Origin of the sequence: Corynebacterium crudilactis (assembly GCF_001643015.1) — a bacterium.
GTDB classification, from domain to species: Bacteria; Actinomycetota; Actinomycetes; order Mycobacteriales; family Mycobacteriaceae; genus Corynebacterium; species Corynebacterium crudilactis.
On sequence record NZ_CP015622.1, the window covers coordinates 2,871,220 to 2,884,607 of the forward strand.

The following is a 13,388-nucleotide window of genomic DNA, read 5'->3' on the forward strand; positions in this document are numbered from 1 at the left end:
CACAGCTTAACCCGCCGAACTAAGGTGGGTGTCCATGTCTGTTGCTCAATTAGCCGATCGCTTAGCCCAGCTCTCGCCCTCCGAGCATGGTTTTGCATGGTTCGACCCTGAGATCACCGCTGGCCATGGTGTCGGACCGTTGCATGGCATGGTGATTCCAGCCAAGGACCTCAACGATGTCGCAGGCATGCCCACCGCGTTCGGAAATGCATCCCGGCGCGCGATCGCAACAGAAACCGATCTGTTTATCCAAAATCTCATCGACCGCGGCGCGATCATCGCTGGCAAAACCCAAACCAGCGAGCTCGGCATGACGGCGTATTGCGAGCCCATCGACATGGACGCACCCAGCAACCCAGTTTTGCCTGGTCACACGCCCGGCGGTTCGTCCGGTGGTGCGGCGGTTGCTGTTGCCAGGTCGCTTGTCGACGCCGCCCACGCCTCAGATGGTGGCGGTTCGATCCGGATTCCAGCCGCCGCGTGCGGGCTGGTTGGGTTTAAACCCGCCCACGATTCCCGCGGTGGAAACCCCTCCACGCAGGGGTTTATCACCCGTGATGTGGCCACCCAAGTGCGTTTGCACGCACTTCAACCACGCACCAGGCGCCTGCGCATCGGCGTTCTCGCTGAGCCCATCCATGCCAATTCGCTTGTCGACGCCTCCTTCCTGAGCATCCTCGAATCCACCGCCCACCTGCTTGAGAAAGCCGGCCACGAGATTGTGTCCGTACCCCTCCCTTATGGCGCTTGGGCGTTTGAAGCTTATACAGAAGTGTTCATGATGAAATCCGCTGGACTAACCAACCTGGGCAGCCCCCTTACAAGGTGGTTGAGTGAACAAGGCCGAACGCTTTCCCCCTCCGCAAGACAGTCGTGTGTTGGTGCTTTTGATTCCGTGGCTGAGACTGTACACGGAGCATGGGACATCGATGTTTTATTGACTCCTACCTTGGCTTTTACCCCTCCGAAGATCGGCTACTTTTCTTCCATGCCACCCGAGGAAGACTTCCGTGCGCAGACGCAATGGACACCGTGGGCAACACTATTCAACATGACCGGAGGGGCAGCCATCAGCGTGCCTGTTGAAGGAATAGGAATTCATCTTGGCGGGGTGCGCGTAGGAAACGAAGACATCCTTGGGCTGGCAGCATTTGTAGAGGGAGCTGTGGCATGAGTGATTCAGTAATGTCACCGCGTCGAATAAAGGCGGAAATACTGATCGTTTTAGCCATCACCTTTGGCATGAGCGGCCTGCGATCATTCCTTAGGCTCATCGACGATCTCCTCGCACCGGTTGCGCTCAACGACCAGCAAGTTGCCCTGAATGCCTCAATGGCAAACTCCGCATGGCTGGATCTCGCCTTGCAATTGTGTTCCGCCGGTGTGCTGTTTTCCTGGGGAGCGCTAGCGATCTATCTGCTTGGCGAACGATTCCGCTGGATCAAACCCAAAGATTGGGCATGGGGTGCAGGCCTTGCAACGCTCATCGGCATTCCCGGGCTGATCTTCTATGCGAGTGCCGTTCATCTGGGTCTTTCCAAACAGGTCGTGCCCACCACTTTGGAAACCTGGTGGGAAATCCCAGTGCTGCTTATATGGTCAGCCGCCAACGCATTTGGTGAAGAGATCGTGGTGGTCATGTGGTTCTTCACCAGACTGCGCCAACTGAAGTGGAGTGTGCCCGCCATGATCATCGCCTCCTCGGTACTACGGGGCTCCTACCACCTGTACCAGGGGGTATCAGCCGGCTTCGGCAACATCATCATGGGTGTCATCTTCGCCTGGTTCTACCACCGCACCGGCAGGGTGTGGCCCTTGGTGATCGCCCACTTCCTCATCGACGCCGTGGCGTTCGTCGGATACACGGCCCTGGGTGGGGATCTCAGCTGGCTGGGGTTGTAGAAGTTCACGGGTATCTAAGATCTCAATGGTTAATACACTATCCCCAGATTGTCCCCTCTTCCCGGAGATCTCCCCTGCCACAGCAGCAGCCCGGGGCGTGATACTTCACTGGGAAAAACCATCCATATAATCCGAAAATGATGAATTTCCCTTCCCCTTCCCCACTTTTTCCAGTGGTCCAGCCCCCAAAAGGAAGGGATATCTCATCTTTAGCACCCCCCTATATGCCACTTTTGTTGAATAATTTTCCCAGCTCAAGATAAGTGTCCGGAGTTTGGTCGCAAACTATGGGATATAAATCATGTGATTGACAGCCAGTTCCAATATTGAACTTTTCAGCACAGCTGATAATGTTAAGCCGGATCGTCAAATCTGATAGCCGACCGGTCACTTCGATGTCAGGGCATTAAAAGGTGTTCACACCCTGCAAGAATTGCCGCGGCTCTCCCCTAGCAAGAATCGGGAATTCAATGAACAAGAACCATAAGCGGATCTCCGCAGCCGTCCTCGCCCTGGCACTGGGCTTCTCCACCGCAGGTGCGGGTATCTTCGCACCGGTCGCTGGCGCCCAGATCGAATCCACGATCATCGACGACATCAACGAGATCCAGCCGACCCTGACCATCGAGAAGTACATCGGTATGCCGGTCGGTGACCCCGGCGAGTACAACCCCGAGATCCAGACTGCGCTGAACACGCTTGAGAAGGGTTACGGCGCCGAGTTCACGATCGAGCGTCTCAACATCGACCTCACCACGGTTAAGGGATGGAACGACGTCAAGGCCCTCACCCCATCGACCCTCAATGCCGCAGCAAAGGATTCCACCTTCACCGATCGGACCGTCACAACCGGCAAAGAGGGAACCCCGAACCCAGGAACCGTGAAGGTCAACCTACCCGTCGGTGTCTACCGCGTCACCGAGACCGGAGCCCCGACCAACGTCGATGGTGTCACCTACCAGGAGGCCGCACCTTTCTTCGTGACCCTGCCGTTTACCGATCCCGCCACCGGCAAGTGGAGCTACTCTCAGACCGTTCGCCCGAAGAACCAGGCTGCCGTCGAGATCAACAAGGACGTCAGAGATGAGAACGTCACTGCTGATAGCAAGATCAGCTACACCATCTCCGCACCGGTCCCGGCAGGTAACCTCACGCAGCTGGTCATCACCGATAACCTGCCGGCATCCCTGACCGATGCCACCAACGTGAAGGTCGGCACGAACACCGGCACGGACGGCGCTTTCGCCGCGCTTCCGGCCGGGTCCATCGACCCCATCACGGATTACCGAAACCTGACCATCTCCCTGACTGAGGCTGGTCTCACCGAGCTGCAGGCCCGGCGTGCAACTAACCCGGACCTGCAGATTCTGGTCACCTTCGACACCACGGTCGTTGAGGTTCCGGAGAACGGCGCCATCAGGAACGACGCTTCCATTGATCTCGGTGGCGGCCTCACCTACTCCACCCAGAACAACGGTAACCACGCCGAAACCCGTTTCGGTGACCTGACCATAGAAAAGGTCGATACCGCCGGTGAACTAATCACGACCGGCTCCGCAGCGTTCGACCTCTACCGCTGCGACAGCTACGGTGCCACAACAACCCCGAGCTACACCACCGTGGGCGACAAGCTGGCTGCGAACCTCACCACCACCGATGGCTCCGTGATCCTGCCGGACACTCAGGTCTGGAACTTCGTCAACGGCGAGCTGACCTCTTCCCCTGACTCCACCGTCGAGGGCGAACATCTCTGCGTCGTGGAGACCAAGGCTCCAACGGGTTACTCCCTCAACCCGGAGCCGCAGCCGGTGAAGTTCACCGAAGATGAGGACGACGGTTACGCCATGGTTGTCGATGTCACCAACCTCACCACCGATGAGGCCGGCGGAGGCCAGCTGCCGTCCACCGGTGGCATGGGCACCATGGCACTGATCGCTGGTGGCCTGGTTGTCGCTGCCGCAGGTGGAGCTGCCGCAGTCCGCGGCAATCGCGCTCGTAGCTAAGCATGTGGCCCTGCCCCTGTGACCGGTTCCCACCGGGCACGGGGCAGCACACATGAAAGAAGAAACAGAAGAATGGGTGTTCACACATTGCCGGCTCCCGGGACCGCCACTCCACCACGGAGAAGCCTCGGGTATGTCCTGCGCTATGTTGTGACACCCATTTTTCTCGTTCTCACCGGCATCGGCATCATGCTGGCACCGGTGATCTCCACCCAAATACACAACCTAGAACAGGCCAGTGCCGCGCGTGAATACACGGAGCAGACCTCACGTATGAACGCTGAGGTTCTCAAGCGGGAATGGGTTGAGGCGTGGGACTGGAATGCGTCGGCAAGCATGCCGGTGGCAGGCGACCCCTGGGCCGACGAGACCGACCACGACGACCCCGGGTACCAGGCCTACCTGCAGCAGCTCGATCTCACTCCGGTGATGGCGCGTATCCGGGTGCCGTCCGTGCAGCTCGATCTGCCGGTGTACCACGGCACGGATGAGCAGACCCTCGCCCACGGCGCGGGACACCTCTATGGAACGTCGCTGCCCATTGGTGGGCAGGGCAACCACGCGGTGATCACCGGCCACACCGGCATCACCACCGCCACTCTCTTCGACAACCTCATTGATGTCACCGACGGCGATCTCATGGCCGTCGATGTGCTGGGCGAGACACTGGTCTACCGGGTCACCCAGATTCAGACGGTGCTTCCCCACGAGCTTGAGGCCCTCCGCCCGGTGGCGGACCGGGACCTGCTCACGCTAATCACCTGCACACCCTATGGTGTGAACACACACCGCTTGCTCGTCACCGGCGAACGGGTGGAGACGATCGATCTACCCACCCCACACTCCGGCGTCCTCTGGCAACCGTGGATGCTGCTCGCCCTCGTGTTGAGCATTGCCCTCATACTTCTCATTATCTCGGTTTGGATCTACCGGCACAGAAAGGAGCGGAGATGACCTCACGGACGTCCCAGCCACTGATGCGGCTGCTGACCCTGTTGACCCTGCTACTCGTAGCCCTGGTCATGGCTCTGCCTGTCACCGCCTCTGCACAGACGCAGCTCGGTTCGGTGACCATTAAGAAGCTGCCCACCTCCCTCGACACCCCGGGGGTCCATCCCGTGCGTTTCGAGCTCACGGGCGGTGACCTCGCCGCTCCTCTCATCCTGTACAGCGACACCGACACCGTGCGTTTCGACGACCTCACCCCCGGCACCTACCACGCCCGGGAGCTCGCCACCCGCACCGGCGACGTCGCCCGTGCAACGTCCGCGGCGTTCACCGTCGCCATTCCCGACAACGAGGGGCGTGTCGACGTCACCGCCTTCCCCAAACCACAACCCCTCACCCTGCAGAAGTCTGCGGACGTGAGCACGGTCGTCCCGGGTTCGCGTGTCACCTACGTTCTCGACGGCTCGGTGCCGCTGCCGGACACCAACGGCCAGCTCCACCGCTACGTGCTTCACGACGCCCTCCCCGAGGGCCTCACCCCCACCGGCGACTCCTCCCTACGTATCCTCGTCGACGACCGGACCGTCCCCCTTGGGGCAGGCGTCGACTACACCGTCCGTACCGAGAACAACACCGTCACGGCCACCCTCACCCCGGCCGGCCTGGAGCGCCTGGCCGCCGAACGGGCCGAGCACGACGATGTCATCGTGCGGTTCGCCTTCGGTGTCCGCGTCTCCACAGCCCTCCAGCCGGGCACCACGTTGACGAACATCGGTCTCCTGTACCCCGATGGTTACCCCGAGGACGGGGACGATTCCGTCATCTCCAACGAGCATGTCCTGCCCGTCACCAGCCAGTCCGGTCTGGTTATTCCCATCCTCCCCATCTTCCCCGGTTCATTTTTCCCTGGCTCTTCCGGCAGCAGCACGCCGGGAGCGCCCGGCCCGACTGCCGGACCCACCCCCGGCGATGATTCTCTGAGCAAGGACTCCCCCACTGTCCCCGGGGTCCAGGCAACCCCTGAGCGTCCCGTGCGCAGTGATGCGCTGGCCTCCACCGGCGCCAGCATCCTTGGCACCGTCGCCCTGGGAGCGTTTCTATCCCTGATCGGTATCACTTTCTACATGCGAGGTCGCCGTGTTCACTAACCTGAAGAAAAAGCTGCATCGTCTACTGGCGATGGCACTCAGCGCACTCCTGGTGATCAATGTAGTGGTGCCGGTGCAGGCGAAGGCACAGGAGACACCCAATGACCCGATCCCCCTCGCCGAGTATCTCGAAGATACCTACTCATACGCCTACGGCGGGCTGCTCGATCTGAGACTGCTGAACGAATGGGTCCGAACTCCGGACGATCACAACCTCAGTGTGGCTGATCTCCCTGGGACGGACCAGCTCTGGAAAATCCTAGCTAACAATAATCAGACCGCAGATACCTCCAACATTGATCTAACGGCCTTGGGCCTCATCTACCTCAACCTGGGTTACCTTCCTTTGCCCCTGGTGGGTGAGGACGGTCTGCTGGAATTCGTACTAGGCGATGCCCAGGTTGGAGCCCTCCGCGAGTACGCTCACGCCCCCTCGGCCACCCAGGCACACGGTGCCGCCGGTGTGGTCAGCGACTCCGGTGGTCTTGAGCTAACTCACCCCGGCGAAGGATACAACGCCAAAGTGGATATCCTCAGCCTTTTGGATCTGGGTGGAATCAACGTCATCACCGAGAACGTCATCACCGAGGCCGCACTGGAGCTGGGTGCCGTCAGTGCCGTCGCCAAGGCGCCCGACATGTCCGACGTCCCGGAAGGGACTCCTCCGGTGTGCGACACCAACCTCACCGCCACCCCGGTGGGTGATCCGGCGGATGACACGTGGGTGTGCAGCGGATATCAGGTCGCAGACGCTCAACTGGTCCTCGATGCTCCCCTCGTCGGAGAGCTGGTCACCGATCTGCAGGATCGGTTGAACACTATCCTGGGTGGCCTAGATGACACCGTCAATTCTCTATTGGCTACTGACGACAGTTTGCTGGGCGTGATCTATGACATCCCGTTGCTGGGAGGCCTGCTGGGGGCAATCGCCCGGCCTACCGTAAAAGTCAAGATCCCCCTGCAGAATGTCACCCAGGCTTTAACGGGTACACCGATTGCCGACAGCAATGGTCTGGTGTTCATTGACCTGGAAAAAGGCGAGATCACCGTGGATCTCAAGCAATTACACGAAGGCGACCTTAATAAGCTCGATCCGAACACTCTCCTGGTCGATGCTACTCAGCTGGCAAAGATCACAAGTGCATTGACCAGTGCTCTCACGGAGGGGTCAGCGACCAACCCCAATGGACTGAACGCCCGTATTGAGGAGGTCCTCAAGGGGGATGATGAACGTACCGGGCTTTATGCAACCGAGGTTACTATCGGTTTGGAAGCGTTGATTGGTCTACTCAGACTTGACATCACCGCTACCCTAGGTGGCCTGCTTAACCCCGATATCGAGGGTACATCCGTGCGATCTTTGTATGAGTCCGACCCTTACAATTACTACTACCGGAAGGGTTCGCTCGGCCTGATTCCATTCACCGCGGACATTGCTGTAGCCCTGCTGAGCCAAGTGGGTGGAGTCCTCGAAACTGTGCTGTTTGGTTCCGGACCTGAAAGCAACGGTCTGTTGGGCAGCACAGTTCTCGGTGGTCTGCAAACGAGCGTAGTCAGCCCTCTGCTGAACATTCTGAATCCGGTCTTCCTCCAGATTCTGGCCCCTATCGCGAAAATCGTGATCAACCGTCAGAAACAACAACCGGTGGCCCACGGCACCGTGTTCACCGTGTCTGCACTTGAGCTCAGCCTCCTGGACTTGGGCACAGACGGTGAAGCCATTCACCTCCCGCTGGCCACTGCCTCAGTGATGGCGCAGCGCACGAGGCTGATCGATCTCAACCTCGATGTAGCGAAGATCGGTGACGGCCGTGGCCTTCACACCGGTGGGTACGTCTATGAATTGAGGTGTGAAGCTGAAGATGATTGGACTCTTACGAAGGAGGGTCTATCCTACGACGCGCTCAACGTCGGTAGCGGTTTCTCCTTCGCTGATAACCAACTGCACCTGACGGGTGCCACCGGTGGCCTTGCCGATCCTCTGCGGGTCAGGCCGGGTGCGGAGTGCACCGTAACGGCCAACCCCGCGCTGGCAATTCACAACGCGCTGCGTCCAACACCGACCGGTAACGACTCCACCGCTGCTCGTACGCCATACACCTATTTTCTGGATACGGACGGCACCGACGTCCTCGTCTCCGGTGACACCCCGGTTGACCAGCCGACCTCCATGTCCTCCACCGGTGTCACGCTGGATGAAAACCAGGTCAAGGTCGACGCCACCGAGGTTGGCGCTGAGTGGAAGACACACTCCTTCACGTTCCTCGTGCCAGAGGATGTCGACTCCCACCGGGTCAGCATCGTTCACGCCTACGACATCGACCGGCGTGATATCGAGATCACCAAGGCGGTCGCAGGTGCGTCGGTCGAGGACAAGTTCGCCTTCCAGTACTCCCTGGACGACGGTACAACCTGGATCAACGCCGACACGACAATCGGACACGAGGAGACCCTCACCATCAAGGATATCCCGGTGCTCAACGATAGCCTGGAGGAGGACACCACTGTCATGATCCGTGAGGACCTCGGTACCAATCCTGCAGGTCCGCTGGTCAGCTGGAAGCTCAACAACGCGGACCTCACCAACACCTATGGCGACGGCTACGCGACGACAGCCTCCTTCGTCTCCGGGCCGGTGCCCACTGTCCCCACCCCGAAGCAACAGATCAACATTACGAACTCCTATGCGGCGATCAGCGTCGATAAGCACATTGACGGCTTGCTCGACGGGATCGGGTCCACCACCCTCGTGCCTGCCGGCAACACGGAGATGACCATCCGTTACACGGTGGAGAACACCGGCGCGGTAGACCTGGACACCATCACCATCTACGATTCTTCGCTGATCAACGATCAATTCGCCCTCCCAACAGGTATCACCGTGGATTCCACCACCGGTGAAGTCAAGGGTTGCACGCTAACCTTTAACGAGGAGGGTGTCGCCACCTGTGAATTCACGGTAACCCTCAAGGAGGACTTCTCCCATTACGAGGCGAACGAGGAAGAGGCCACCATCGTGGCGACCGCTACCATCGACGGCCGTGAAGTCACAGCCACCGCTACCGACAAACATGGCGCGATGCGCCTGCCCGATCTGGTTGCGATGCTGCCAAATACCGGTGCCACCACCCTCGTATGGGTACTGGGATTGGGAGGGCTGGTTGCACTGGCTGCTCTGGCCAACTACATCCGGAGTCGGAGAAACTAAGTGGCCACGCACACGCTGGAGCACCGCAGGAAGGCGGACGGGGAGAAGGATCCGGGGCGCAGGTCCCGCCTGATCTCCCTGGTCCTGCTCCTGCTGAGCCTGGCCATCATGGCGTACCCTGTCGTGTCCACGGTGTGGAATGACTACCAGAACGTGGAGGTCGCCCGGAAATACGAGGAGGAGATGGCCAAGATCGAGACACCGGACACGTTGGCCGATGTACGCCGCCGGGCCGAGGAGTACAATGGCTACCTCGATATGGCCGGCCACCACTACCGCCGGGAGGACCCGGCCGACCCGGAGTACCAGGACTATCTCTCTCAGCTGTTGCCGTCGGAACGCACCTCGATCATGTCGCGCATCACCATCCCGGACATCAGTGTGGACCTGCCCGTCTATCACGGCACCACTGATAAGGTCCTCTACCGCGGTGCCGGGCACATGTACGGCAGCGACCTGCCCATCGGTGGTGACGGTAACACCGCGGTGATCACCGCCCACACGGGCATGGTCAATGCGAGTATGTTCGACAACCTCTACAAGCTGGAGGAGGGCGAGCCCGTCTACATCAGTGTGCTCGGTGAGAAGCTGCGGTACCGGATGACCGGATCTGAGGTCGTTAAGCCGGAGGACTACGACTCGGTGACCTACGAGGAGGGTGTGGATAAGCTCGTGCTCATCACCTGCACGCCGTACGGCATCAACTCCGACCGCCTGCTGGTCACCGCCGAACGTGACCACACCCCACTGACGGAGGACGAGCTGGACAGTGGATGGCAGCTTCAGCTGTCCTGGTGGATGAAGCTGGACCTGGCGCTCATGGCTCTCATCATCACCCTCGCCCTCTGGGCCACCCTGCGTCGGTGGCGCAGGCAGAAACAAGAAAATGAGATGACGGCAGAGACCTCCCTGTCCGATACTCCATCACACCGGGAGGTGTGACCACTGCCCTTCCAGCAGGTGAGGGCTACGAAGGATCTACCCCGATCCAGGTGCGTTGGTTTCCACCTATCCAGATAGGAGCCAACGGTGCACATGATGGCCCGCACCGGCACCCGCGTCGGCACCCCGATCAGTCCGGGTGATGCCACCGTCCGAGCACCGGAAACTGTTCCGGTGCTCTTGAAAAAATCCGGTGGCACTAGGGCTACTGTATAACCCATGGATTCACGTGGACAGGGCGATTTCGCCCGTGACAGCCAGGGTCGGCCCATCCTCGACCGCTATGGCAGGCCGGTTCGGGCGCGTCGACAAGCGGCGCAGCGACCGACCCCGCCACGTCGCACCTCCCCGCCGGCGGATTCCACCCGCATCTTCCCGGCGCAACCCGGACCGGCGGCACCCCGCCAGCAGTTCCCGCCGGCTGCCCCGCGGCAGCAATTTCCGCCACGCCCCCAGAACCAGCCCAGCCCGCAGGCCTATCAACATCCGGGTCACATAGGCCATGTTCCGCAGGAACTTCCCCAGGTGGTCAACACCCAGGGACCACCGCAGCGCCCGCGCCGTCGCCTGCCACGGATCCGCCTGCGCCCGCGGGGATGCCTGGGATCCCTGTTCACCATGTTCGCAGTCATCCTGGTGCTGGTCGGTGCGGTGACCCTGTGGGCCGACTCGCAGCTCAACCGGGTGGATGCCACCCCGGAAGCCCGGGTGTCCAACACCGCTGGGACGAACTGGTTGCTGGTGGGTTCAGATTCGCGTCAGGGCCTGAGCGAGGAGGACATCAATCGTCTGGGCACCGGTGGGGATATCGGTGTGGGACGCACCGACACCATCATGGTGCTGCACCTCCCCCGCAGCGGTGAGCCGACCCTGCTGTCGATCCCGCGTGATTCCTATGTCAACATCCCCGGGTGGGGCATGGACAAGATCAACGCGGCCTTCACTGTCGGTGGCCCGGAACTGTTGGCGCAGACCGTGGAGGAATCCACCGGCCTGCGCGTTGACCACTATGCGGAGATCGGCATGGGCGGGTTGGCCAACATGGTTGATGCCATCGGTGGTGTGGAGATGTGCCCGTCTGAACCCATCCAGGATCCGCTGGCCAACCTGGATATCCAGGCGGGTTGCCAGGAGTTCGATGGGGCCACCGCACTGGGTTATGTGCGCACCCGCGCCACCGCGATGGGTGATCTGGACCGTGTGGTGCGCCAACGGGAGTTCTTCTCCGCCCTGTTGAGCACCGCCACCTCCCCCGGCACGCTGCTCAACCCCTTCCGGGTCATCCCGATGATCGGTGATGCCGTGGGTACCTTCACCGTCGGCGAGGGCGATCATGTCTGGCACCTGGGGCGCCTGGCGCTGGCCATGCGTGGCGGCACCCAGACCGAGACCGTGCCCATTGCCACCTTTGCTGATTATGACGTGGGAAATGTTGTCATTTGGGATGATTACGCCGCCGAGGAGCTGTTCAGCTCTCTGCGTTAATACCCTGATCAGCATAAATGCCCTATCCGCCGATTCGGCTCGGAGGATAGGGCATTTTTTGTAATTACCGGTTAGCGGATGGTCACCTGGCGGGACTTGATGTTTTCCAGCTGACGGCGCTCATCGGCGTTGAGCTGGGCATCGTTATCCAGTTCAGCGACGATCTTCTCGTTGAGTGCAACCAAAACATCGGCGTAATCGGTGGATGGACGCTCAGGATCGAGATCCCACACTGGGACGACGATGCCGTGGGTGCGGAAAGCGCCAGCGAACTTAGTTTCTTCACCAAGATTCAGCTCGCCACGAGCAGCGATGCGTGCCAGAGCATTGAACAAAGCGGTTTCGTTTTCAGTGCGGACCCAACGGATATGAGCCTTGCCGCCTGGGTTAACCCACCACACAGCGCCTGGCACATCTACTTCAACCTTGTGGGAAGGGAGGATGGAATCATTTGCTGCCTGCATGTGCTGAGCAACCTCTGGTGAAAGGTTATCTTCTTCTGCAAGCCACCAGTTGAAGTCCTGGTGTGCGGTGATATCCAGAGTGTCAGACTCGCTGAGCAGGGACTTGAGCTCTGGCTGGGTGCCATCAGCGGTAGCAGTTGCTAGGGACTCGCCAGCGTTAGCGTTCTTGACCCAATGCAGTGCAAATGCCAGGTCTTTGCCTGGGTTATTGGAGCGGATAGTCTGCTGCATTGCAACGAATGCTTCGCCACCGAATGCTTCTTCGCGGACGAGTGCAGCTGCAGCACCTGGGAGGACGGTACAAATAGTGACCTTGCGGTCAGTTCCTGCAACGTTGATTGGAGCGGTTGCAGATGGAATGAATTCCTGCAGTGCAACGAGCTGGGACTCCATTGCCAGACCTTCGAATGGGCGTGGTTCACGCTCAAGTGCTGCGCGTTCTGCGGCGCGTGCTGCAAGTTTTGCCTGACGGCGGCTCATGCCCTCAGGTAGCTGTTCATTCTTCTTATTCTTCTTTGCCATGCGCATTAGCGTACATGGCGGGCTTGGACTGTGCTTTCAAAAGCTCGGCTGCGTGGTCCGGATAGTTCGTCGCCAGCATGTCCACGCCCTGGTCGCGCGCCCACAGCATGTCTTTTTGCTTGTCGACGGTGAAAAGATAGGTGGGCATACCCTTGATTCCGATGAGTTTCGGATCCATTTTCGCCCGCTCAATAGAAAGGCCAAGGCCAGTTGGTGAACCACAACGAAGGTCTTTCGGATTCCCCCATCGTTCCCAAGACCTGCGCAAATGGATGCGATCAATTTCTGGGGCAAGCCGTTCCATACGAGAAATTGCAGGAAGCGCAAAAGAAATAATGTGAATGTGCGGATCTTGCATGAGCCCGCGGTACTTCAAAATCTTTGTTACTTCTTCTTCCAACATGATGGCATAACGCATCGGATGCTTAGTTTCTATATAGAGGTGCTTATCTGGATAGTCTTCTAAAATATCCAACAGGTTATTCAGGGTAAGCACCTTTTGGGGTGCTTCTTTGCTGCCAAAGTTGAGGTCAAGCAGTGTTTCTAGATCAAGACGGGATACTCGGCCTCTGCCATCAGATACGCGATCCACGATGGGATCATGAATATTGACCACTTCACCGCATTTGGTCAGCCTCACGTCAGTTTCAATTCCGTGAATTGGCAATTCAAGAGCCGCTCTAAATGCAGCTTCTGTAAGTTCCGGGAATCGCGAAGATAATCCTCGGTGCGCGATGATCTTCATGTTCACATCTCTCCTAGCCCT

The 13,388-nt window shown here is 59.5% G+C and carries 11 protein-coding genes; 9 read left to right on the forward strand and 2 right to left on the reverse strand.

All coding sequences use genetic code 11. From position 1 onward, the window contains the following. Nucleotides 1-34: 34 nt before the first annotated feature. From ccrud_RS13205 to ccrud_RS13240, 9 genes are all read left to right on the forward strand, one after another. Entirely contained in the window at nucleotides 35-1,174 is a 1,140-nt protein-coding gene (locus ccrud_RS13205) for an amidase (RefSeq protein ID WP_066568791.1), read from the forward strand. Further along, nucleotides 1,171-1,902 (forward strand): CPBP family intramembrane glutamic endopeptidase, encoded by a 732-nt coding sequence (locus ccrud_RS13210; protein ID WP_082868821.1) that lies wholly within the window; start codon nucleotides 1,171-1,173, stop codon nucleotides 1,900-1,902. The genes ccrud_RS13205 and ccrud_RS13210 overlap by 4 nt, the downstream gene beginning before the upstream one ends. 470 nt (nucleotides 1,903-2,372) lie before the next feature. After that, a complete protein-coding gene (locus ccrud_RS13215) occupies nucleotides 2,373-3,905 on the forward strand; it encodes a SpaH/EbpB family LPXTG-anchored major pilin (protein WP_066568798.1) in 1,533 nt (510 codons plus the stop codon). 150 nt (nucleotides 3,906-4,055) lie between these two features. Further along, entirely contained in the window at nucleotides 4,056-4,859 is an 804-nt protein-coding gene (locus tag ccrud_RS13220) for a class C sortase (protein ID WP_245670288.1), read from the forward strand. Further along, nucleotides 4,856-6,001, forward strand: coding sequence for an isopeptide-forming domain-containing fimbrial protein (locus ccrud_RS13225; RefSeq protein WP_066568825.1), 1,146 nt, complete (start codon nucleotides 4,856-4,858; stop codon nucleotides 5,999-6,001). Before ccrud_RS13220 ends, ccrud_RS13225 begins: the two co-directional genes overlap by 4 nt. Further along, nucleotides 5,991-9,209, forward strand: a complete 3,219-nt coding sequence (locus ccrud_RS13230) for a choice-of-anchor G family protein (protein WP_066568833.1) — start codon at nucleotides 5,991-5,993, stop codon at nucleotides 9,207-9,209. The genes ccrud_RS13225 and ccrud_RS13230 overlap by 11 nt, the downstream gene beginning before the upstream one ends. Then, complete coding sequence (locus ccrud_RS13235; RefSeq protein ID WP_066568834.1) at nucleotides 9,210-10,151, forward strand: class C sortase; 942 nt, start codon at nucleotides 9,210-9,212, stop codon at nucleotides 10,149-10,151. Between the two features lie 93 nt (nucleotides 10,152-10,244). Then, the gene (locus tag ccrud_RS15825) at nucleotides 10,245-10,367 is read left to right on the forward strand and encodes a hypothetical protein (RefSeq protein WP_281181345.1); all 123 of its coding nucleotides are present in this window, start codon (nucleotides 10,245-10,247) and stop codon (nucleotides 10,365-10,367) included. Between the two features lie 3 nt (nucleotides 10,368-10,370). Then, nucleotides 10,371-11,636 (forward strand): LCP family protein, encoded by a 1,266-nt coding sequence (locus tag ccrud_RS13240; RefSeq protein ID WP_169816478.1) that lies wholly within the window; start codon nucleotides 10,371-10,373, stop codon nucleotides 11,634-11,636. Between the two features lie 71 nt (nucleotides 11,637-11,707). Here ccrud_RS13240 and ccrud_RS13245 read toward each other — a convergent pair whose 3' ends face one another. After that, complete coding sequence (locus ccrud_RS13245; protein ID WP_066568835.1) at nucleotides 11,708-12,622, reverse strand: DUF5926 family protein; 915 nt, start codon at nucleotides 12,620-12,622, stop codon at nucleotides 11,708-11,710. Next, the gene (locus tag ccrud_RS13250) at nucleotides 12,606-13,367 is read right to left on the reverse strand and encodes a glycerophosphodiester phosphodiesterase (RefSeq protein ID WP_066568838.1); all 762 of its coding nucleotides are present in this window, start codon (nucleotides 13,365-13,367) and stop codon (nucleotides 12,606-12,608) included. Before ccrud_RS13250 ends, ccrud_RS13245 begins: the two co-directional genes overlap by 17 nt. Between the last annotated feature and the right edge of the window lie 21 nt (nucleotides 13,368-13,388).

Coding starts and splice junctions, on each gene's coding strand:
- ccrud_RS13210 (WP_082868821.1), top strand. CDS start 1,171: ATGAGTGATTCAGTAATGTCACCGCGTCGAATAAAGGCGGAAATACTG.
- ccrud_RS13225 (WP_066568825.1), top strand. CDS start 4,856: ATGACCTCACGGACGTCCCAGCCACTGATGCGGCTGCTGACCCTGTTG.
- ccrud_RS15825 (WP_281181345.1), top strand. CDS start 10,245: ATGATGGCCCGCACCGGCACCCGCGTCGGCACCCCGATCAGTCCGGGT.
- ccrud_RS13250 (WP_066568838.1), bottom strand. CDS start 13,367: ATGAAGATCATCGCGCACCGAGGATTATCTTCGCGATTCCCGGAACTT.
- ccrud_RS13215 (WP_066568798.1), top strand. CDS start 2,373: ATGAACAAGAACCATAAGCGGATCTCCGCAGCCGTCCTCGCCCTGGCA.
- ccrud_RS13245 (WP_066568835.1), bottom strand. CDS start 12,622: ATGGCAAAGAAGAATAAGAAGAATGAACAGCTACCTGAGGGCATGAGC.
- ccrud_RS13240 (WP_169816478.1), top strand. CDS start 10,371: ATGGATTCACGTGGACAGGGCGATTTCGCCCGTGACAGCCAGGGTCGG.
- ccrud_RS13205 (WP_066568791.1), top strand. CDS start 35: ATGTCTGTTGCTCAATTAGCCGATCGCTTAGCCCAGCTCTCGCCCTCC.